The sequence below is a fragment of the Jiella flava genome (assembly GCF_017349315.1).
Lineage (GTDB): Bacteria > Pseudomonadota > Alphaproteobacteria > Rhizobiales > Rhizobiaceae > Jiella > Jiella flava.
This window is the reverse complement of sequence record NZ_JAFMPP010000006.1, coordinates 58120-77903: the sequence shown is the minus strand read 5'-3', so window position 1 is coordinate 77903 and position 19784 is coordinate 58120. Positions and strand designations below refer to the sequence as shown.

The 19784-nt window shown below is 63.6% G+C and carries 16 protein-coding genes; 9 read left to right on the top strand and 7 right to left on the bottom strand.

The window, feature by feature from the left end:
* Window positions 1–10 precede the first annotated feature (10 nt).
* The 3 genes from tssC to tssA form a co-directional block, all read right to left on the bottom strand.
* On the bottom strand, window positions 11–1489 hold the full coding sequence (gene tssC / locus J1C48_RS08715) for a type VI secretion system contractile sheath large subunit (RefSeq protein ID WP_207257450.1): 1479 nt from the start codon (window positions 1487–1489) through the stop codon (window positions 11–13).
* Window positions 1490–1509: 20 nt separating this feature from the next.
* Window positions 1510–2034, bottom strand: a complete 525-nt coding sequence (gene tssB, locus J1C48_RS08710; protein WP_207257449.1) for a type VI secretion system contractile sheath small subunit — start codon at window positions 2032–2034, stop codon at window positions 1510–1512.
* A 138-nt stretch (window positions 2035–2172) separates the two neighbouring features.
* Window positions 2173–3324 carry a type VI secretion system protein TssA gene (gene tssA, locus J1C48_RS08705; protein ID WP_207257448.1) on the bottom strand — a complete coding sequence of 384 codons (1152 nt, stop codon included), beginning with the start codon at window positions 3322–3324 and terminating at the stop codon, window positions 2173–2175.
* Between the two features lie 194 nt (window positions 3325–3518).
* Here tssA and tssH point away from each other — a divergent pair, with 194 nt between their 5' ends.
* From tssH to J1C48_RS08685, 4 genes are all read left to right on the top strand, one after another.
* Complete coding sequence (gene tssH, locus J1C48_RS08700) at window positions 3519–6311, top strand: type VI secretion system ATPase TssH (protein ID WP_207257447.1); 2793 nt, start codon at window positions 3519–3521, stop codon at window positions 6309–6311.
* Window positions 6312–6357: 46 nt separating this feature from the next.
* Window positions 6358–6834 carry an Hcp family type VI secretion system effector gene (locus J1C48_RS08695; protein WP_207257446.1) on the top strand — a complete coding sequence of 159 codons (477 nt, stop codon included), beginning with the start codon at window positions 6358–6360 and terminating at the stop codon, window positions 6832–6834.
* Window positions 6835–6969: 135 nt separating this feature from the next.
* Window positions 6970–8019: a hypothetical protein gene (locus tag J1C48_RS08690; RefSeq protein WP_207257445.1), complete on the top strand. Its 1050-nt coding sequence runs from the start codon at window positions 6970–6972 to the stop codon at window positions 8017–8019.
* 65 nt (window positions 8020–8084) lie between these two features.
* Complete coding sequence (locus J1C48_RS08685; protein WP_207257444.1) at window positions 8085–8912, top strand: hypothetical protein; 828 nt, start codon at window positions 8085–8087, stop codon at window positions 8910–8912.
* Between the two features lie 171 nt (window positions 8913–9083).
* On the opposite strand, the gene J1C48_RS08680 is transcribed toward J1C48_RS08685, so the two are convergent.
* Complete coding sequence (locus tag J1C48_RS08680) at window positions 9084–9428, bottom strand: hypothetical protein (protein ID WP_207257443.1); 345 nt, start codon at window positions 9426–9428, stop codon at window positions 9084–9086.
* 38 nt (window positions 9429–9466) lie between these two features.
* Here J1C48_RS08680 and J1C48_RS08675 point away from each other — a divergent pair, with 38 nt between their 5' ends.
* The 3 genes from J1C48_RS08675 (at window position 9467) to dnaE (ending at window position 14756) form a co-directional block, all read left to right on the top strand.
* Window positions 9467–10246 carry a contact-dependent growth inhibition system immunity protein gene (locus tag J1C48_RS08675; RefSeq protein WP_207257442.1) on the top strand — a complete coding sequence of 260 codons (780 nt, stop codon included), beginning with the start codon at window positions 9467–9469 and terminating at the stop codon, window positions 10244–10246.
* Between the two features lie 591 nt (window positions 10247–10837).
* The gene (locus J1C48_RS08670) at window positions 10838–11029 is read left to right on the top strand and encodes a hypothetical protein (protein ID WP_207257441.1); all 192 of its coding nucleotides are present in this window, start codon (window positions 10838–10840) and stop codon (window positions 11027–11029) included.
* Window positions 11030–11258: 229 nt separating this feature from the next.
* Window positions 11259–14756 carry a DNA polymerase III subunit alpha gene (gene dnaE, locus J1C48_RS08665; RefSeq protein ID WP_207257440.1) on the top strand — a complete coding sequence of 1166 codons (3498 nt, stop codon included), beginning with the start codon at window positions 11259–11261 and terminating at the stop codon, window positions 14754–14756.
* Between the two features lie 305 nt (window positions 14757–15061).
* Here the strand turns inward: dnaE and J1C48_RS08660 are convergent, their stop codons facing one another.
* From J1C48_RS08660 to J1C48_RS08650, 3 genes are all read right to left on the bottom strand, one after another.
* Window positions 15062–16363, bottom strand: coding sequence for a DNA polymerase IV (locus J1C48_RS08660; protein WP_207257439.1), 1302 nt, complete (start codon window positions 16361–16363; stop codon window positions 15062–15064).
* Between the two features lie 166 nt (window positions 16364–16529).
* Entirely contained in the window at window positions 16530–17198 is a 669-nt protein-coding gene (locus tag J1C48_RS08655; RefSeq protein WP_207257438.1) for a hypothetical protein, read from the bottom strand.
* A complete protein-coding gene (locus tag J1C48_RS08650) occupies window positions 17195–17470 on the bottom strand; it encodes a DUF3572 family protein (RefSeq protein ID WP_207257599.1) in 276 nt (91 codons plus the stop codon). The genes J1C48_RS08655 and J1C48_RS08650 overlap by 4 nt, the downstream gene beginning before the upstream one ends.
* A gap of 145 nt (window positions 17471–17615) precedes the next feature.
* Between J1C48_RS08650 and J1C48_RS08645 the strand changes: the two genes are divergently transcribed.
* Window positions 17616–17987: a response regulator gene (locus J1C48_RS08645; protein ID WP_207257437.1), complete on the top strand. Its 372-nt coding sequence runs from the start codon at window positions 17616–17618 to the stop codon at window positions 17985–17987.
* Between the two features lie 10 nt (window positions 17988–17997).
* Window positions 17998–19368: a PleD family two-component system response regulator gene (locus J1C48_RS08640; RefSeq protein WP_207257436.1), complete on the top strand. Its 1371-nt coding sequence runs from the start codon at window positions 17998–18000 to the stop codon at window positions 19366–19368.
* Window positions 19369–19784: the final 416 nt, after the last annotated feature.

Here is a 19784-nt window from a genome sequence, read left to right as displayed (position 1 = left end):
CGGCGACGGCTCAGCTCTTGGTCGGAATCCGCGCCACCATGCGCAGCGAGGTGGTCAGTTCTTCGAGCTGCAGCCACGGGCGCATGTGGGCGATCGCGTTGTAGGAACCGGGGCGGCCGGGGATCTCGCGCACCTCGACGCGGGCTTCGCGCAGGGGATAGGCAGCGCGCGCCTCCTCGCCGGCTTCCTCGTTGGCGTTGACGTAGTTGGAGATCCAGCGGTTCAGCCAGTTCTCGACGTCGTCCGCTTCCATGAAGGAGCCGATCTTGTCCCGTCCCATCACCTTGAGATAATGGGCAAAGCGCGAGGTGGCCATGATGTAGGGCAGCCGCGCCGAGATCGCGGCATTGGCCGTGGCGCTCGGCAGATCGTAGATTTTCGGCTTGTGCACCGTCTGGGCGCCGAAGAACACCGCATAGTCGGTGTTCTTGTAGTGCGATAGCGGCAGGAAGCCGAGCTTGCCGAGTTCGGCTTCGCGCCGGTCGGTGATGCCGACCTCGGTCGGACATTTCAGGTCCATGTCGCCGTCGTCGCTGGCAAAGACATGGGTCGGCAGGTTCTCGACCTTACCGCCGTTCTCGGCGCCACGGATCGCCGTGCACCAGCCGCTGCGGGCGAAAGCCTCCGTCAGCTTGGTGCCCATCACATAGGCGGCGTTCATCCAGCAATAATGGTCGTGCGGCAGCTGCCGACGGTCGGTGTCGCCGATCTCGTCATAGCCGAATTCGTCGATCCGCACCGTGTCCGGGCCGTAGGGCATACGCGCCAGGACACGCGGCAGGGCCAGGGTGACGAAGCGGGAGTCCTCGCTTTCCCGGAACGAGCGCCACTTCGTATACTCAACCGTATCAAAGATCTTTTCGAGATCGCGCGGCCGGGCGAGATCGCGGAAGTCCTCGAAGCCGAGCATCTGCGGGCTCGCCGCGGCGATGAACGGGGCGAAGGACGCGGCCGAGATGGCCGAGATGCCCTGGAGCAGCTGGACGTCCTCGAAGGAATTGTCGAATTCGTAATCGCCGACGATCGCGCCCATCGGCTCGCCGCCTGGAGTGCCGAACTCATCCTCGTAGATCGACTTGAACAGCAGCGACTGATCGAATTCTGTCGCCTTGTCGAGATCGCGGCTGAGATCGCGCTTGGTGGCGTTGAGCACGCGGATCTTCAGATTGGCGCTGGTCTCGGAGTTCTTCACCAGATAATGCAGCCCGCGCCAGGTGCCCTCGAGCTTGGTGAATTTCGGCGCGTGCATGATGGCGGCGAGCTGGGTGGAGATCACCGTGTCGATCGCGGCGATCGCCTTGTTCAGCGTCACCGTGAGATTGCGGTCGTAGACGACGGTGCCCTTCAACGCCTGATCGGTCAGGGTGCGAAGGAGGTTTTCCGCCCGGTCGGGCGCGGTTTGCTTGGTCGCCGAAATCACTTTGTCGAGGATGTTGACCTCTTGAAGCTCGACGGTTTCATTCGGCTGAAGCTGCGTTTCCTGGCTCATGATCAGGGTCCTTCCTGGGGTCAGTCAGCCTGGTTCTGGCTATCGGCCTGTCGGCGCTTGGCAAGCTCGCCGACCAGTTTTTCGAGATCGCCCTTATTCTGCAGGACATCTTCGAGGAGCTGCTCCAGATCTTCCGAACGGTCGGCCTTGCTCATCAGATCGCGCAGCTCATTGCGGGCATCGAGCAGCGCTTTCAGCGCGGGAACCTGCTGGACGATGGCGCCCGGCTCGAAGTCTTCGAGCCGGTCGAAGCGCAGCGAGACTTCCATGTCGGTGCCGTCGCCGGTCAGCGTGTTCTCGACCGACAGGTGGAGGCCCGGCGACATCCTTCGCATCACGTCGTCGAAATTATCGCGATCGATCTGCACGAACTTGCGCTCGCCGAAGGGTTTGAGCTTGGCCGTCGGATCACCCGAGAAATCGCCGAGCACGCCGACCACGAAGGGCAATTCCTTGACCACCATCGCGCCTTCGGTCTCGACTTCGTATTTGATGTGGACGCGGGGCTTGCGCACCCGATCCAGCTTCTGGTGAACGCTTTCCATTGTCGCACTCCTTCATAAAGGTCGGGTCGAAGACCACCGGATGTCGGGGGCTCCGTCGTTGCATTGAGCCGAAGTCCCCGGCTTGGGCGTTCGGCAAGGGCGGGGACGGCGGGCCAACGCGGCGGTTGGCCGACGCCGTCATTGCGGGTTCCCGCTGCCGTCGGGCCGCGGCGGCTGAATGCCAGCCGCGGTCAGCACCTGATGGCGCACACCGGTGTCCGGCAGCAGCTCGCTGAGCAGGTCGGCAAAGTCCATCCGTCCCCGCCGGACCATCGTGTCGATCGAGGCGGCGATGGGGGAATGGGGTTCGGCGTAGCGGAAATACCGCGCAACTGCGGCGAGCACCTGAAAGGCCTCGTCGCGCGACTTGATCACCAGAGCCGAGACCGGCAGTGTGGCAGGGCTGGGCTGCGGCGCAGCTTCGCTCGGAGGGCTTGCGGCCGGCGCGCTTGCCTCGTCCGTGGTCGGCGCGGCAGGGATGTCGTCGTGACCGTTGGCGGAACGCGGCCGGGCCGACGCGGCTGGGCCGACAACCGGCTCCGGCGTGGCTTCGATCCCGGCGAGAACGCGCACTGCCGCAGCCACTTCCTTGATCGCCGCGACGATCTTCGAGGTCGGCGGGGCGTCCTGGCCGCAGCGCTCTTCCAGGAGGGCGGAGATGCGCTCGCAGGTCGCGGCGCATTCGACGATGATTTGGTGATGGCGGGCCATCACCTCCGAGCCGGCTTCGGCGATTGCTTCCATTAGCTCGTCGTGGCGGTTGGTCTCGCCGGCCCGCTGGGACATCTGATAGTCCCACAGGCTGAACTGGCCGAAGTTGCCGCTTGGAACGAGGGGCGCGAGGCGGATCGGCTGGATCAGGCTGCCCTCGACGCCGACGCCGTTCAGGCCCGCGATCGGCGCGACCTTGTCCTCGAGCTCCTCGTCGTCGATCGAATGAAGCTGATCCCAGCGCTCGCGAAACAGCACTTCCATGACATCGAAGACGTCGCGCAGCCCATCGAAGCCGCCGAGGCGCAGCTGGGCTTCGGCAAGCCAGGCCAGAACCTCGATGTCCTGGCCGTGCTCGGTCAAAATGGTCGTGGCGAGTCGGTTGACCTCCTGCCAACTCGCCGAGACCCGGATCTGATCCCCCGGCAACGTCGCGCGCTCATCGGCGCGCGCAGCGTTCCGCGCGTCCTTCAGGCTATAGTAGAGGCTGCGGGATGTTTCGCCGAGACGTGGGTTTTCGCCACATCCATTGTCGTCCTGCAACCCTTGCAAGAGGTCGGCAATCTCGATCGCAACCATGTGGTCTCGCTGTCATAAAACTGCAGAACTACTGCCACGCCAGTCCGCAGACGGCGCTTTCATCTTGAAAGCTTATGGCGCGCATTCAGTTCGTAAAGCCTAGCAAACATTTTTTTGCCACACCCCTTTTCTTGATTGAGCTCGACAACAAGTAGTCAAAACTATCAGTCTGACGATCGATGTGGCTGGGAACAATGCCTCAGATAAGTGTCGAGAAGTTAATTCAAAATCTCGATCCGGCATGTCGCTCCGACTTGGAGTCGGCTGCTGCGATGGCGGCCCGCTCGACCCATAGAACAGTCGAGGTCGTGCACTGGTTGAGGGCAATTGTGGACGTCGATGACGGTCGCCTTCTGATGGATCGTCTCGGCGTTCCGACGAATACCGTCAGGGCCGAGCTCGATGCAGCGCTGGCCGATCTTCCGGCCAGTCCGGATGCGACGCTGACTCTGTCGCAAAATCTGATCGAACTGGCGCGCGAAGCTTATGTGCGGGCGACGCTGCAACATGGTCGCCGGCAGGTCTGCCGGGCGGATCTGATCGCCTGTATGCTCGACGAAACGTCCCTGCGGGCCGTCCTGCGCGGCATCGCGCCGTCGCTACGCGAAGCCAGGCGCGAGGTTCTGGATGCCGAACTGGCCGCATCCGAGCCGGCGGCGCCGTCATCGGTCGCGCCGTCCTTCGGCGGAGACCAAAGCGTTGCCGGAGCGGGCGCTCACAGTGCATTTCTCGATCAATACACCCAGGATCTGACCGCAGCGGCCCGGGAGGGGCGGATCGATCCGGTGATCGGCCGTGAGGCCGAGCTTCGCCAAGTCGTCGACGTTTTGATGCGCCGCCGCCAGAACAATCCGATCCTCGTCGGCGAAGCGGGCGTTGGCAAGACCGCTGTCGCCGAGGCGCTGGCATTGGCGATCGCCGCAGACACACTGCCGGAGCGGCTGGCCGAAATGCGGCTTTTGTCGCTGGATCTCGGGCTGCTCGAAGCGGGCGCCGGGATCAAAGGCGAGTTCGAGCGTCGCCTGCGCGGCGTCATCGATGAAGTGAAGGCCAGCACCCAACCGATCATCCTGTTCATCGATGAAGCGCATATGCTGATGGGCGGCGGCCGCAGCGACGGCCAGGGCGCGGCGGCCAATCTTCTCAAGCCCGCGCTCGCGCGCGGTGAACTCAGAACCCTCGCGGCAACCACCTTCAGCGAATACAAGCGCCATATTGAGAAGGACGCCGCGCTCGCCCGCCGCTTTCAGGCGGTGAAGATCGACGAGCCGGACGAGGATCGCGCGATCGCCATGCTGCGCGGTGTCGCCGATCGGTTCGAGACCCACCATGGCGTGGTCATCCGCTATGATGCGCTGGTGGCGGCCGTCCGCCTGTCGGCCCGCTATATTCCCGATCGGCAGTTGCCGGACAAGGCGATCAGCCTGGTCGATACGGCTGCTGCCGCGGTGGCGCTCAGCCGCCACGGCAGCCCGGATCCGGTGCGGGTCGCCGAAGCCGAGATCGAGCGTTTGAGCGTCGAGGCGGCATGGCTGGAGCGTCAGCCCGCAAGCGGGGAGGGACGCGATCGTCTCGCCGCCATCGCCGACCGACAAGCGGAGCTCTCGGCATTGATCGCGGCGATGCGAGAACAACTCGAGGCCGAACGCGAGCGCGCCGAAGAAGCCGATCGCATCGAGACCATTTTGGCGCGGATCAACGATGGTCCATCGGCGGCGGCCTTTGAAACGGCGGAGGGGGCGATCGAGCCGGCAGCGACAGTTGCGGTGTTTCCGGGCGGCGAGAAGGCCAACGACCGCGCCGCGCTGCAGCTGGCGCTGGCCCGGGCCGAGCGCGAGCTGAAGACGATCGGCGGCGAGGCTCCGCTGTTGCGCCGCGTGGTCGATGCCGAAGGCATTGCCTCGGTCGTGGCGCGCTGGACGGGCATTCCCGTCGGCAAGCTGCTGGCCGATCAGGTCTCGGCGGTCGAAACTCTCGAAGCGCGGCTGAAGGAGCGGGTGATCGGCCAGGATGCCGCACTTGACCGGATCGCGGCGGCGATGCGCTCGGCGCGCGCCGGCCTGTCCGATCCGCGCCGTCCGCCAGCGGTCTTGCTTTTGGTCGGCATGTCGGGGACGGGCAAGACCGAGACGGCGTTGTCGCTGGCCGATCTGCTTTATGGCGGTACGCAATATCTGACGACGATCAACATGTCGGAATTCAAGGAGGAGCACAAAGTCTCGATGCTGGTCGGGGCGCCTCCCGGCTATGTCGGCTACGGCGAAGGCGGCGTTTTGACCGAAGCGGTGCGTCGTCGGCCTTATGGCGTCCTGCTGCTCGACGAGATCGACAAGGCGCATCCGGGCGTCCAGGACGTGTTCTATCAGCTGTTCGACAAGGGGGTCTTACGCGACGGCGAGGGCCGCGACGTCGACTTCAAGAACACCACCATCGTGATGACCGCCAACAGCGCATCGGAATTGATCGCGGAGCTTGCCGAGGATCCGGAGACGATGCCGACTGGCGAGGCGTTCGAGGCGCTGATCGCCGAGGAACTCGGCAAGCATTTCAAGCCGGCCTTTCTCGGGCGAACCACGATCCTGCCATACAACCCGCTGACCGGCGAAAGCCTCGCCGCGATCGTCGATCTGCAGATCGCCAAGGTCGCGGCGCGGATCGTCGATCGCTACGGCGCTCGCTTGTCGCTCGCCGAGCCGGCTCGCGATGCCCTGGTCAATTCGGCCAAGGCCAGTGTCACCGGGGCCCGGGCGATCGAAGCGATGATCGCCCGCGATCTTTTGCCAGAGCTGTCGAGCGTCTTTCTGAAAGCGATGCTCGATGGCGGGCGCATCACCGAAATCATGGTCGACCACGAGACGGGCACGGGCTTCACGCTCGCCCCCGTCTTCGCCGACCCCGAAGAATTCGCCGACCCCGAAGCGGCGGCGGATGAGGCGGCATCCGAGGCGTTGGACGTCGCGCAGACCCGTCGGGCCACGACGCCTTGACGACTAGCACCAACAGAGTGGCATCTAGACAGGAGAGTATGACGTCATGCCAATCTATCTGCAGATCGACGGTATTCAGGGCGATGCGACCCACGAGCAGCACAAAAAGTGGATGGACATCGAGGCAATCCACTGGAATGTCGCCCGCAACCTGAACACCTCCGCCGGCTCGGCCGCCAACCGCGAGGCTTCCGAGCCGACCGTTTCGGAAGTCGTCCTCACCAAGGTGAGCGATTCCTCGGCGACCAAACTGTTTCAGGAGGCCTGCTCGGGCCATACCGGCAAGCGCGCGGTGATCCATCTGGTCACGACCGGTAACCCGGGTATGACCTACATCGAATACACCCTCACCAACACGCTGATCTCGAACTACACGATCGACTCCAGCGGCGATCGTCCGGTCGAGACCATCCGGCTGAATTTCACCAAGATGGAAGTGAAGTACACGCCGTACGATGAAGATCAGCGGCCGTTGTCGCCGATGATCGCCTCCTACGATCTGGCCACCACCAAGGCCGCCTGATCCTCCTGATCGCGGCACGGCTGACGCGACGGCGGTGTTGCGGATGGCTCTGTCGCTGAGCGATCTGCCAAAGATCCTGCCGCGTGCCGCGCGGCAGGTCTGCCTATGCTTGTTTGCGACCGAAGGAGAGAAGCGATGCCGGATCGCATTGCGCGTGTCATCCGCGATATTCCCCTGAAGCAGAATCTCTGGTCGGCCAATGTCGGCAATCCGTATGTCCGGGCCTACGACTTGGCATATGAGCGCTATCATAAAACGTTGAAATTGCAGGATCAGAGCGACAAGGCATCGGCCGAGCTTCTGGTCTTTGCGGCGTCGGTCGCGACCGGCAGCGTCTTGATGGCCGTCTTCGCCACGGCGTCTTTGCGGGTTCTGGCCGGCCGTCTGTTTCTCGATGCGATCTGCAATCGGGAACTCGACCGCACCTTTGCCGTCGTTCACGCCTTCGCCAACAACAAGACCGCTCAATTTGCCTTGGGGGCGGTCTTCGACGAAAGCAAAGAGCAGCTCAAGAAGCGCGTGACGATCGCGACGACACAGCTTCTGCAAAGTTCGCAGATGGCGGCGTCGAGCACGTCGATCAACTACATGACGCGGGTCGACGACTTCATCCGCAAGAACGCGATCTGTGTCCAAATGGTCGCGAACGGCATCCAGGACGATCCGAACCTGTCTGCGGAGGAAAAGGACGCCCTGGCGGTCAAACTCCAAAAGGCCCCGTTTTTCAATCCGCCGCCGGCCAATTCGATTCAGGAAGAGAGCTTGGCGAAAAAGATCGAGCTGTCCTTCTACATGTCGGCCATTCTCGACTCGGACCATCTCGTCAAGGTTCCCGCTCATGCGGTTGCCGCCACGCCAGGGTTCAGCAGCGTCGTTGGCGCCACCGAGACGCCGATCGACATGTCGCCTCGCTCGCCGCTATATCCGGTCGCCACGCAGCCGAAAGCCATGCTCGGCGCTGTCGGGGCCTCGCAATATGTCGCCATCGACGACTTGGGGTCCGGCATTCGCGATCGCATCGACAAACTGCATCGCGAGATCTTTAAGGCCCCGTTCTACGTCGAGCATGGCGGTTTGTTCGGCGGCAAGCCGACGACGCATCGCGAGCTGGTCAAAGCCGAGCTGGTGCTTTCGCAGATCGCAAAAGCCGTTCGTCCGCAAAGCTTCATGGACGTCAGAAGCTGATGGCGAGGATGCGATTTCGGCCCTTAGGATCTGTCGCCATCGGTCGATTGTCCGGCGCGCTTGCGATGGGCGTGCTGATGATCTTCGCCGGCGTGTCGGTCCGTGCGCAGGCTGGGAGGGCTGAGGATGATGCCCTGCTCGGCCTGGAACAGGCGCGGGCGATCTATGCGGCATTGCCCAGCGTGGTCGACAGTGTGCCTGTTGAACCACTTCGGACTGATCGAGCAGAGTCCACACGCCGTTTCGCGGATATGCGCCAGGCAGCAGCGTCGGCTTTCGACGTCAAGACCGCGATGACGGCGATGCGGTCGGCGCTGGCCGCGGTCCCTGACCGACGCAATGATGGCGAGCGCCTCGCCGAAGCGGCGAAACACTATCTTGCCGCAAGGCGGTCGCCTGTCGATTCTTTGAAGATCCATGATGGTGATCACTCCCTGCCGCTTGCAAGCAGGACAGATCTCGCTGCGATCCGGACCTTGGCGCCTCTGATGGCTGCCCCTGAGCTTGCGGCCGAGGTAGCGTTTTGCCGCGAAAAGATCGCCGAGACCCTTCGCCGTGTCGCCAGCGGAGCGCCGGGCGAGATTGGCGCTCTGGGAGAATCCGATCGGGCCGAGGCCGTCGATGCCATTCTCGCTGATACAACCGGGGCCAGCGTCGGCACTGAGGGCATGCCGTCGCCCGAACTGTCGCGTCAGGCAGAAGAGCAGCGGGTGGAACTGGCACTGGCGACGTTGCGAGCTGATGACGTGCGAACGCTTCTGGATTTCTATCAGAGCCCAAGTGGGCGTGAAAAACGCGGCACCTTGATTGCGGCCTTCAAACGACAAGTCGACGCCGACTTACGGCAAGCCCTGATGGCGTTTCTGAAACAGCAAGCCGCGGGTTCCGGCTGATCGGACTGCTGCAGCCTGCGCCGGCGCGCTGACGATGAGCGACGAGCGATATGAGCGTGACTCGGTGTCCGTGTGGATTGGTGAGAGATCCCCGCCTGGACAAAACCGAGGCCTCGGTTTTGTCCAGGCGGGTCGTGTCTTCCGGGTGGTATCGCCGCTGGGCAGGAGGTTTTACGGGCTGAGTGGGTGACGATTGTCGAGGGCGTCAATCAGCTGTTCGAGATACAGCTTGCTGCGGTGCTTGAAGGCGAATCGCTTGAGCCTGGGAGGGCCGTAGGCAATCGACTGCTTGGCGGTCTTCGCATGCTCGGCTGCGGTGCCGAATTGGTCGGCGCCGGTGTCCTGCTGGCAGAGCCGGAGCCGAGCGCTCTGACCAAGATCGGCGGCGTCGCGTTGGGCGTGCACGGGCTCGATCAATGCGCTACCGGCGCTGATGAGATTTGGACCGGGCAAAGCCGGCGCTCGCTTTCGATAGAGCCGCCAGTCGGTTGGCGGAGGATCTTGGCGCATCGCCATCGGCCTCGCGAACGATCGGAACGATCGCCGATATCGCAGTGCCGATCGGCGCCGCGTCATTGGCCGGAGCCGTGCGTGTCGGCGTCATCCGCTCGGGTGAGATTTCTCTCATGCGCCATGAGGCCGTCGAGGGGCCCCGACTGGGCGGTCATACGATTTTGCGGCATGTTTGGCTGGACGAAGCCACTGTTCGCCAACGGATCGCCGAGACCGTGGCAAGTAGCCGGCCACCGGCGATGATTTCGACATTCGATGATCTGGCGATCGCGCAACGTTCGATCAGTCGGGTTCTAAGGATCAATAAGGCCCAAATTCAGCAGTGGGCCCAGTCGGCGGGGCGCCGGAATCTCGTCCTGGAGATGGATGCGGGACGCGACGTGGGCTTCGGCGATCACGCGATCGACCGAGAGTCTCGCCAGACTGTCGCGGGTGAAAATCATCCTTCGCAAGGAAGAGTACAACGGAATGCAGTATTTCATTCTCACCTCCTACCCGATTTAGTCGCGATGGCGGACGGATTTTTCGAGATATCGCAGATGATCGGCGGTTATCTCCATCAGGACATGGATCTCTATGCCGACACGGTTCGCGAGGCGATCTTGAACTACTGCGGCGATATCGCCGAGTCTGAACGGGTCCAAGTCGAGGCCGAGATGGATGAGTTCTTGGCGCGCTATCACAACCGCGCGGAAGACGAGTTCGCGCGTCGGTGGGGGCGGGATTTCACGCCTGTTGAAATCGGCCTGTCGGTCGCGGCTTTTTTTGCGATGGTCAAAGACCTCTTGTCCGGCGCGGATCTTTCGGCTGCGAGGGATTGAGGTCGGACTTTTGCGCGTGCCAAGCGTCGGGAGAACTCGAGAGACACGGGGAAACCGAGCGATGACGGAGAGTTGCCATGGACCGAGGTTGTCTGCTCAAGGTTCTGACCGTCAGCCAAATGCCGCCCTGGTCTCGTAGCGGACGGTCGCGTTGAATGTCTTGCCGACCTCAAGATCCGTGCGAAGACCGAGGAAACTGCCGATGATGTCTTCCTGGGCTTGAAACGGGCGCATGCGATCGATGCGGCGCCAGCTCGTGTCGACATTGGTTGCCGACCGCCACGCTCGCGGTCGATAAAAGGCGACTGGCGCAATCTGCTGATGACATCACCTGTCTGACTGAGGGGCCGCCGCGGCGGGCGCGTTGTCTGCCGCCATGACCGTCGCCGTCAAATGACATCGCGACCGGGGACATCATCGCGCCCGGCGCGATGGCCTCGAAGCGGGCCTGCTCGGCCCGACCTGACCATCGCGTCTGCGTCAGATCAATCTTCCGCACCGAAACACACTCGCGCCGCCCTTTGGAATTTGCGCGGGTAACCGGCGGGAATGGGGTGTTGCGGCTTCGACCCGTCAGCCGCCGTGACGGGCATGACCGGCCTTTTCAATATCGTCAATGACGCCGTGGAAAAACGCTTGACAGAGAGAACAAAAGAAGAACATAAAGGGATGAAAGCGCTAACGGAGATTTTCGCTATGCTCATCGTTGCCAAGGACATCCTGTCGCTCGCCGCCATTTCGAGCTTCCTGTTCGTTTTCGCCCTGGTGATCCACGCCGTCTGACGGAGACGGGCTGCGCCTTGCGATCGCGGCGAGCCGATGTGGTCTGCGCGGTGAGCCCGCGGGGCGGACCGCCGGCGCTCGCCATTCGGTGGCGGGGGCCTCCTTTTTCTGGGGACGGATGGCGCCGGCCGCCTTTCATAACGGCGGGTTGAGGGGTACGCCTCACACCAGAACATTCGGCTGGATCGTCCGCCTCGTCGATCCGGGCGGTGAAGGACGGGAGCCGATCATGACGGAAACGATCACCGCAAACGCGTTTGCGCCGTCGCCCGATGGGCTCCCCTTCGTCCATCTGCGGGTTCACAGCGCCTTCTCGCTGCTCGAAGGGGCGCTGCGGCTCGACCAGATCATCAAATTCGCCAAGGCCGACGAGGCCCCGGCGATCGGGATCGCCGACACTAACAATTTGTTCGGCGCGCTCGAATTCTCCGAAAAGGCTTCGAAGGCCGGCATCCAGCCGATCATCGGCTGCCAGCTCGACGTCGACTTTGCCGATTCGGAGGTCGACACCCGGCCAGGCCGCGGCGATCGCGGTTTATCGCCGAGCGGCCCCATCGTGCTGATCGCCGCCTCCGAAGCGGGCTATGCCAATCTCGTCGAGATCGTCTCGCTGGCCTATCTTGGCGATCCCGAAAATCAGCGTCCGCTGGTGGCGATGGGCTGGCTCGCGGAGCGGGCCGAGGGCGTCATCGCCCTCAGCGGCGGTCCGCTCGGTCCGATTGGCGCGGCGATCGCCGCCGATCGCGGCGCGATCGCGCGGGACCGGCTGGAGCGTCTGGCTGCGATCTTTCAGGACCGGCTCTATGTCGAGCTGCAGCGGCAAGGCAACTACAATCGGCGGATCGAGGCGGAGACGGTCGCGCTCGCCTATGAGCTCCAGTTGCCCTTGGTTGCCACCAACGAGCCGTTCTTTTCAACGGGGGACGACTTCGTCGCCCATGATGCGCTGCTCGCCGTCGCCAGCAACCGTCTTGTCAGCCAGGAAGATCGCCGCCGCCTGTCGGTGGATCACTGTCTAAAGTCGAAGTCGGAGATGGCGAGGCTCTTTGCCGACTTGCCGGAGGCGTTGGAGAACACCGTCGAGATCGCCTGCCGCTGCTCCTATCGCCCCCGGACCCGCGGGCCGATCCTGCCGCGTTTCGCCGGTGCCGATGCCGATCCGCTCGAGGCGGAGGCCGCGGAGGTTACGGAACTGCGCCGGCAAGCATTCGAGGGTCTCGAGCGGCGTTTGACAAAGCTCGGCTGCGCGCCGGGCGTTTCCGAAGAGGCCTACCGGGACCGGCTCGAATTCGAGCTCGGCATCATCGAGCGGATGAAGTTTCCCGGCTACTTCCTGATCGTCTCGGACTTCATCAAATGGGCCAAGGCCCAGGACATTCCCGTCGGTCCCGGCCGCGGATCGGGCGCGGGCTCGCTGGTCGCATACTCGCTCACCATCACGGACCTCGATCCCTTGCGCTTTTCGCTGCTGTTCGAGCGCTTCCTCAATCCTGAACGCGTGTCGATGCCGGACTTCGACATCGATTTTTGTCAGGACCGGCGCGAGGAGGTGATCCGCTACGTTCAGGAGAAATACGGCCGCGACCAGGTCGGACAGATCATCACCTTCGGAACGCTGCAGGCGCGCGCGGTGCTGCGCGACGTCGGACGGGTGCTCGAAATGTCCTATGGTCAGGTCGACAAGCTCTGCAAGCTGGTGCCGCAGAACCCGGCCAATCCGGTGACGCTCGCCCAGGCCCTCGAGGAGGAGCCGCGGCTTGCCGAAGCGCGCAAGGCCGAGGAGGTGGTCGACCGGCTGATCGCGATTGCGCTGAAGCTCGAGGGGCTTTATCGCCACGCCTCGACCCACGCCGCCGGCATCGTCATCGGCGATCGACCGCTGTCGAAGCTGGTGCCGATGTATCGCGATCCGCGCTCCGATATGCCGGTCACCCAGTTCAACATGAAATGGGTCGAGCCGGCGGGGCTGGTGAAGTTCGACTTTCTCGGCCTGAAGACGCTGACGACGCTGAAGACGGCGGTCAATCTGATCGCCCGAAAGGGCGTCGACATTGATCTTTCGGCAATGCCGCTCGATGACAAGAAGACCTACGATATGCTGACCCGCGGCGAGACGGTCGGCGTGTTCCAGGTGGAATCGGTCGGCATGCGCAAGGCGCTGATCGGCATGCGGCCGGACTGTCTGGAGGACATCATCGCGCTGGTTGCGCTCTATCGTCCGGGCCCGATGGAGAACATTCCGACCTACAACGCCCGCAAGCACAAGGAGGAGGAGCCGGACTTCCTCCACCCGATGATCGAGCCGATCCTGAAAGAGACCCAGGGCGTCATCATCTATCAGGAGCAGGTGATGCAGATCGCCCAGGTCCTGTCGGGCTACTCGCTCGGCGAAGCCGATCTGTTGCGCCGCGCCATGGGCAAGAAAATCCGCGCCGAGATGGACAAGCAGCGGGTGCGCTTCGTCGAGGGCGCGCTGAAGAACGGTCTCGACAAGGGGCAGGCGAATACGATCTTCGACCTGCTCGCCAAATTCGCCGACTATGGCTTTAACAAGTCTCACGCCGCCTGTTACGCCCTCGTCGCCTATCAGACCGCTTATCTGAAGGCCAACCATCCGGTCGAGTTCCTGGCCGCGTCGATGACGCTCGATACCGGCAACACCGACAAGCTCAATGATTTCCGCTCGGATGCCCGGCGGCTTGGAATTCAGGTTGTGCCGCCCTCGGTGCAGACGTCCTACAAGGCGTTCGAGGTCGGCGAGACCAAGATTTTTTATGCGCTCGCCGCAATCAAGGGCGTCGGCGAGCATGCGGTCGAGCACATTGTCGAGCGGCGGGGTGACACGCCATTCGCGTCGCTTGAAGATTTCTGCGCGCGGATCGATCCCAAAATCGTCAACAAGCGGACGCTGGAATTCCTGATCGCCGCCGGGGCGCTCGATTGTTTCGGTCACGACCGGGCACGACTTTACGCCAATATCGAGCGGATGTCGGCCTATGCGTTACGTGTCTGCGAGGGGCGGGCGTCAGGACAGCACGACATGTTCGGCCAGTCGGCGGGCGGCACGCTGGAGCCTCTGGCGCTGAACCCGGCGCCGCTGTGGACGGCGTCGGAAAAGCTGATGAAGGAGTTCCAGGCGGTTGGTTTCTATCTCTCTGCCCATCCGCTGGACGAATACAGGGACGTTCTGAAGCGGCTGCGCGTGCAATCCCATGCCGAGGTCGTGGCGGCGGTCAAGCGCGGCGCGAGCGCCGGCCGCCTCGCGGGAACCGTGACGGGACGGCAGGAGCGTAAAACCCGCACCGGCGGCAAGCTCGGCATCGTTCAGATGTCCGACCCGAGCGGCCAATATGAGGTGGTGCTGTTTTCCGAGGCGCTGGTGGCGTTCCGCGATGTCCTCGAACCCGGTGCGTCGGTGATCGTCACGGTCGCCGCCGAGGAGCGACCGGAAGGCATTTCGCTGCGCGCCCAGCAGGTCCAGTCGCTGGAAGACGAAGCGGTGCGCACCCAGAAGGCGCTGCGGATTTTTATGCGCGACGCCAAGCCTCTGGCTGCATTCCGCGGCCAGCTGTCGAGCAATGGCGACAGCGAAATCTCGCTGATCCTGGTGCGCGAAGCCGGCGAGCGCGAGGTCGAAATCACCCTGCCGGGTCGCTATCGCGTGTCGCCGCAGATGGCGAGCGCGGTCAAAGCGGCGCCGGGCGTGCTCGACGTCGAGCTGCTGTAGCGGTCGAGGCGCCGGATGGTGCGGACGCGAAGTTGACGATGGTCTCGTCATGATGCCGGGCTGATGGGCCGCTGCAAATCGCGTGATGCCCGCCGCGCTGAGGTCGCCGGACAATTTATAAGCCGGCTTAATGGGTGGGCGCGGCTCCTTGCGCGCGGCCCCTTGCGCACGGCTGCGCGCAGTGCAGCTTATCGCGGCTCACATCAGGGAGTATCGCTTGCATGGGGCGCCGGCAGGCCGGAGTGGCGTTTGAACCCAGGGCCAAGAGGACATGGCCGGCAGGTCATTTGATTTGTTCAGCGGCACTATGTGCGCGGCTCGTCCCGTCGCGGTTTCGCCAGCTTGCCGAAGGTGATGCCGGTTTCGATCGCGCTCTTGCCGAATTTCCCGCGCAGACGGTCGAGGGCCTGTTCGGCGCGGGCGCGCTTCTCGGCCCCCTGGTCGACGAGATCGACCGGATCAGCCAACTCGGCCTTGGCGAAATCTGCGCATCCGATGCCGATCAGGCGAAAGCGCGTGCCGTCAGCTTCCTTTTCCAACAGCGCGCGACCGGCGGCGAAAATCTTGTCGGCGAGGCGGGTGGGGTCGGCGAGCTTCCGGTTGCGCGTGCGAATTCGAAAGTCGGCGGTCTTAAGCTTCAGCACGATCGTTGCGGCCGACAGATCGGTCTGTTTCAGCCGCGCCGCAACAGTTTCGCTGAGATCGCGCAGGATCGGCATCAGGGTTTCGAGAGCGGCGATGTCGGTGTCAAAGGTGGTCTCCGCGGAGATGCTTTTGGCCTCGCTGCGGGGGCTGACCTTTCGCTCGTCGATGCCGCGCGACAGACGCCAGAGCCGACGGCCGGTCTCGCCGTAGCGCTTCATCAGGTCGCTTTCCGCCGTCGTCTGGAGTTGGCCGATCTGTCTGAAGCCATCGGCCGCGAGCTTTTGTTCCATCGCCTTGCCGACGCCCCAGATCAGGCTGATCGGCTTTTCGGCGAGAAAGCTCTGGGTTTCCGCCCGCCCGATCACCGAGAAGCCGCGCGGCTTTTCCAGCTCGCTCGCGACCTTGGCGAGAAACTTGTTGTGCGACAGGCCGATCGACACGGTGATGCCGAGTTCGGTCTCGATCCGCCGGGCGAGTTTGGCGAGTGTGAGGCTGGCCGGCTGCTGGTGCAAAGCCTCGGTGCCGGACAGATCGAGAAACGCCTCGTCGATCGACAACGGCTCGACCAGCGGCGTGACTTCTCCCATCAGAACCCGCACCGATCGTCCGACGGTCACGTATTTTTCCATATTCGGGCGCAGCACCACGGCATCCGGGCACAGAGCCAGAGCCTTGAACATCGGCATGGCCGAGCGCACGCCGCGAATCCGGGCGATGTAGCAGGCGGTGGAGACGACGCCCCGGCGCCCGCCGCCGATGATCAGCGGTTTGTCGGCAAGCTGCGGCCGGTCTCGCTTTTCAACGCTGGCATAAAAGGCATCGCAGTCGATATGCGCGATCGACAGCGTCGCCAGTTCGGCATGGCGCAAAAGCCGCGGGCTGCCGCATCGCCGGCAGCGTCGCGCGCCAGCGGCGGGCTCGAAACAGTCGCGGCAAAATGAGACGACAGCGGGGTGAGGCATCTGGGCCCTTCGCCAGAACGAAACCGATCATAGGCAATTTCGGAGCATCGAACGAGGGGCTTTCCGCCGCTCGCGCAATGGTGAAGCCGCTGATTTCTAGGCCGCTTGGTGGCTTGGCGTTAGAACATCGCCGGTTTGCGGCGATGCCCCGCGGCGCGGCTCGCCCTCAGACGGTCAGCCAGCGCAGGATTATGGTCTCGGCCTGTGGCCAGTCCTTGCCGGCAAGGGCTGGCGCCGGCAATGGCGGCAGGTGGGGTCGGAACACCGCGTTGGCCATCAGGTGCAACAGCTTGACCGCCGGCGCACTGCGATGAACCTGCTCGAGATTGGGTGGCAGATCGTCGACGAAAATCACCGGCCCGGACCAGCGCTCGCAGAGCTCGGCGACGACTCCGCCTTTGGACCGCTCGGTGGCGATCATCGGGTAGGCGAGGCCGTTTGCGTCAAGCAGCGCGCGCCGCTGATCATAGAAAGCCGGCGTCATCGCCGTCAGGAAGACGATGTCGGCGTCTGCCGAGAGCCGTTTCAGCGCCGCGGCAACGCCGGCGACGAGCGTCTGGCGCGCGCCTTGTTCGCGATAGAGCTGGTCGGTCAGCTTGTCCAATCGATTGCCGGACAGCGCCGCGCCGGTTGAGAGCGAGCGGACATTGCCGGTCAGGCGGAAGCTTTCCGGATGCAGCTTTGCTCCATGCTCTTCGAGCAAAGCGCAGAACGGACCGATGAATTCGAGTACCACCTCGTCGATGTCGAGAATCAGCAGGGCCTCGCGGTGCTTTGCAAGGTTGGCGATGTCAGGTCCGGCGGTCTGATGCGACCAAGCGGCGGCGGCGGTCATGGCGCGGTCTCGCCGGACGGGCCGAAGGCCGCGCGCGCGGCGGGAACCGTCTCCGGCGTCACGCCGGAGGCTTGGCAGAAGGCCAACAGCGTCGGCTCGTGGCCCAGCATGAAGTCGAGCACGCCAGGCAGAAACCCCGGCTCGCGCGCCGCGTCCCGCAATTGCGCGGGATCAAGGCCCGTCAACGCCAAAAACCGTGGTAGAAGTTTTTCATCCGCCGCGATGAAGCCCAGCGCGGCAATGGCGATATCGGCCGCCGCCTCACGGTCGATGCCGGTTCGGCGATCGGATCGCGCCGGACAACGCTGGGGGTCGTTCTGGAAAGTCAACGCAGCGATTCCCGATTCTTAATGAAATGCGCTTAGATAACGCGGGTAGCCGAAAATAGCGGCTTGGTCGAGGCAGGGAGTATCGGCGATGGCAAAGACCGTGATGATCGTCGAGGACAACGAGCTGAACATGAAGCTCTTCCGCGATCTCCTCGTTGCGCATGGATACGATACCGTGCAGACTCGCAATGGCTTGGAGGCGGTCGAACTTGCCCGCGCGCACCGACCGGACCTCATCCTCATGGATATTCAACTGCCGGAGATTTCGGGGCTCGACGTGACCCGTCAGCTCAAGGATGATCCCGAACTCCATCCGATCCCGATCGTCGCCGTGACCGCCTTTGCAATGAAGGGTGACGAGGAGCGTATCCGTCAAGGCGGCTGCGAGGCCTATATCTCCAAGCCGATTTCGGTTAACCGCTTCATGGAAGTGATTCGTTCCTTCCTCGACGAGGCTTGAGGCAACCGAAATGAGTGCGCGGATTCTCGTCGTCGACGACATCGAGGTTAACCGCCGGCTGCTCGCTGCGCGCCTTGGCGCCGAATATTACGAGGTCAGCTGTGCCGAGAGCGGTGAGGCGGCGTTGGCCGTTCTGGATGCGAAGCCGATCGACATCGTTCTCCTCGATGTGATGATGCCCGGCCTCGATGGGTTCGAGGTCTGCCGGCGGATCAAGGCGTCTCCCCGCCACGCCCATGTCCCGGTGGTGCTGATCACCGCCCTCGATCAGCCCGAGGATCGGTTGATCGGCCTTGAGGCCGGCGCCGACGATTTTCTCACCAAGCCGGTTGCCGATCTGCCGCTGATGGCGCGATTGCGTAGCTTGACGCGGCTGAAGCGGGCGACGGATGAGCTGCGCACCCGCGCCGAGACGGCGATGCAGCTGGTCGGCGGCGAGGCGGACATGCTGCGGCAGTTGACCGATGCCCCGGCGCATACATTGGTGTTCACGATGGCGGCTGAAGAGGGCCGACAGATCACCCGCCGGCTGCGCGGCGAAAGCCAGATCAACGTTTTCGCCGACCCGGAAGTATTTCTCGACTCCGCCGCGAAAAGTGCACCCGACGTTCTAATCGTCGACCTCGCGGCCGAAGACGACGGCCCGCTGCGGCTGATCTCCAAGCTCCGGGCGGGCGAGGCGACGCGGTTGATGCCGATTCTTGTGCTGTCGGCGGCGGACGACGAAGCCGGTGCCGCCCGGGCGCTGGAACTTGGCGCCAACGATTATGTCGCTCGGCCGATCGACCGCAACGAACTGGCCGCGCGCCTGCGCACGCAGCTGCGGCGCAAGCGCTATGACGAGGGCCTGCGTCGTTCGCTGCAGGATACGATTGAGCTCGCCGTGCGCGATCCGCTGACCGGTCTGCATAACCGCCGCTTTCTCGACAGCCGTCTATTTCGGGCGCAGCAACGGGCGGCCGATGGGCTCGAGGGGTTTGCACTGGCGCTGCTCGACATCGATCATTTCAAGCGCATCAATGACGGGTTCGGCCATGATGCCGGCGACGCTGTTCTCACCGAATTCGCCGCGCGGCTGACGACGACGGTGCGCGGCAGCGATCTCGTTTGTCGTTTCGGCGGTGAGGAATTTGCGGTGCTGATGCCCGGTGCCGATCTGCAGACCGCCGGCCAGATTGCCGAACGGATTCGCCAGACGATCGAAGCGCTCCCCTTTGCCATCGCCGGCGAGCTGCTTGCGGTGACCGTGAGTGCCGGTGTCGCCGCGGCAGGCGCGGGGACGGAGGAGCATCGCGAGACGATGCTCAAGCGCGCCGATGCCGCGCTCTACGCCGCCAAACGCGCCGGCCGTAACCGTGTCGGAACCGCCGAAGCCGCCTGATTGCGCTGTCCGCCATGGGCGATGCAATCGCCGGCGAAGAACGCATGGGGGCGATGATGATCAGTTGGGGAAAAGTTCGCCGGCAGCATCGACACGGTTGGCGTCGTCTTAACCTTGTTGTTAAAATTTCACCTTTCCGCCGGTGGACGAAGTTGCATTTGAGTCGGTTCTGAGCAAGTGTTCTATCAAGGAATTGAGAGGGTTCCGGTTCGATAAGACGCCTCGACCTTCAAAGTTACCCCATGGAATGCTCAGGTCCGCCGCATCTCCTGGGTCCCGTGGGGGGTCGGTCGGCACCGTGCAATGGCGGTTTCCTCGTACCGTCGCGCGAATGCCGGCCGACCATCAATTCCCTTTCCACCTCTTTCTATTCCCAGTGCCGATCTTTGGCGGCTGATTGGCCGGCCGTTTTGCGG

What these genes read in the sequence shown, in the direction of transcription:
- tssC (WP_207257450.1), bottom strand. Translation starts at nt 1,489, where the DNA reads ATGAGCCAGGAAACGCAGCTTCAGCCGAATGAAACCGTCGAGCTTCAA.
- tssB (WP_207257449.1), bottom strand. Translation starts at nt 2,034, where the DNA reads ATGGAAAGCGTTCACCAGAAGCTGGATCGGGTGCGCAAGCCCCGCGTC.
- tssA (WP_207257448.1), bottom strand. Translation starts at nt 3,324, where the DNA reads ATGGTTGCGATCGAGATTGCCGACCTCTTGCAAGGGTTGCAGGACGAC.
- tssH (WP_207257447.1), top strand. Translation starts at nt 3,519, where the DNA reads ATGCCTCAGATAAGTGTCGAGAAGTTAATTCAAAATCTCGATCCGGCA.
- J1C48_RS08695 (WP_207257446.1), top strand. Translation starts at nt 6,358, where the DNA reads ATGCCAATCTATCTGCAGATCGACGGTATTCAGGGCGATGCGACCCAC.
- J1C48_RS08690 (WP_207257445.1), top strand. Translation starts at nt 6,970, where the DNA reads ATGCCGGATCGCATTGCGCGTGTCATCCGCGATATTCCCCTGAAGCAG.
- J1C48_RS08685 (WP_207257444.1), top strand. Translation starts at nt 8,085, where the DNA reads ATGGGCGTGCTGATGATCTTCGCCGGCGTGTCGGTCCGTGCGCAGGCT.
- J1C48_RS08680 (WP_207257443.1), bottom strand. Translation starts at nt 9,428, where the DNA reads ATGGCGATGCGCCAAGATCCTCCGCCAACCGACTGGCGGCTCTATCGA.
- J1C48_RS08670 (WP_207257441.1), top strand. Translation starts at nt 10,838, where the DNA reads ATGACCGGCCTTTTCAATATCGTCAATGACGCCGTGGAAAAACGCTTG.
- dnaE (WP_207257440.1), top strand. Translation starts at nt 11,259, where the DNA reads ATGACGGAAACGATCACCGCAAACGCGTTTGCGCCGTCGCCCGATGGG.
- J1C48_RS08660 (WP_207257439.1), bottom strand. Translation starts at nt 16,363, where the DNA reads ATGCCTCACCCCGCTGTCGTCTCATTTTGCCGCGACTGTTTCGAGCCC.
- J1C48_RS08655 (WP_207257438.1), bottom strand. Translation starts at nt 17,198, where the DNA reads ATGACCGCCGCCGCCGCTTGGTCGCATCAGACCGCCGGACCTGACATC.
- J1C48_RS08645 (WP_207257437.1), top strand. Translation starts at nt 17,616, where the DNA reads ATGGCAAAGACCGTGATGATCGTCGAGGACAACGAGCTGAACATGAAG.
- J1C48_RS08640 (WP_207257436.1), top strand. Translation starts at nt 17,998, where the DNA reads ATGAGTGCGCGGATTCTCGTCGTCGACGACATCGAGGTTAACCGCCGG.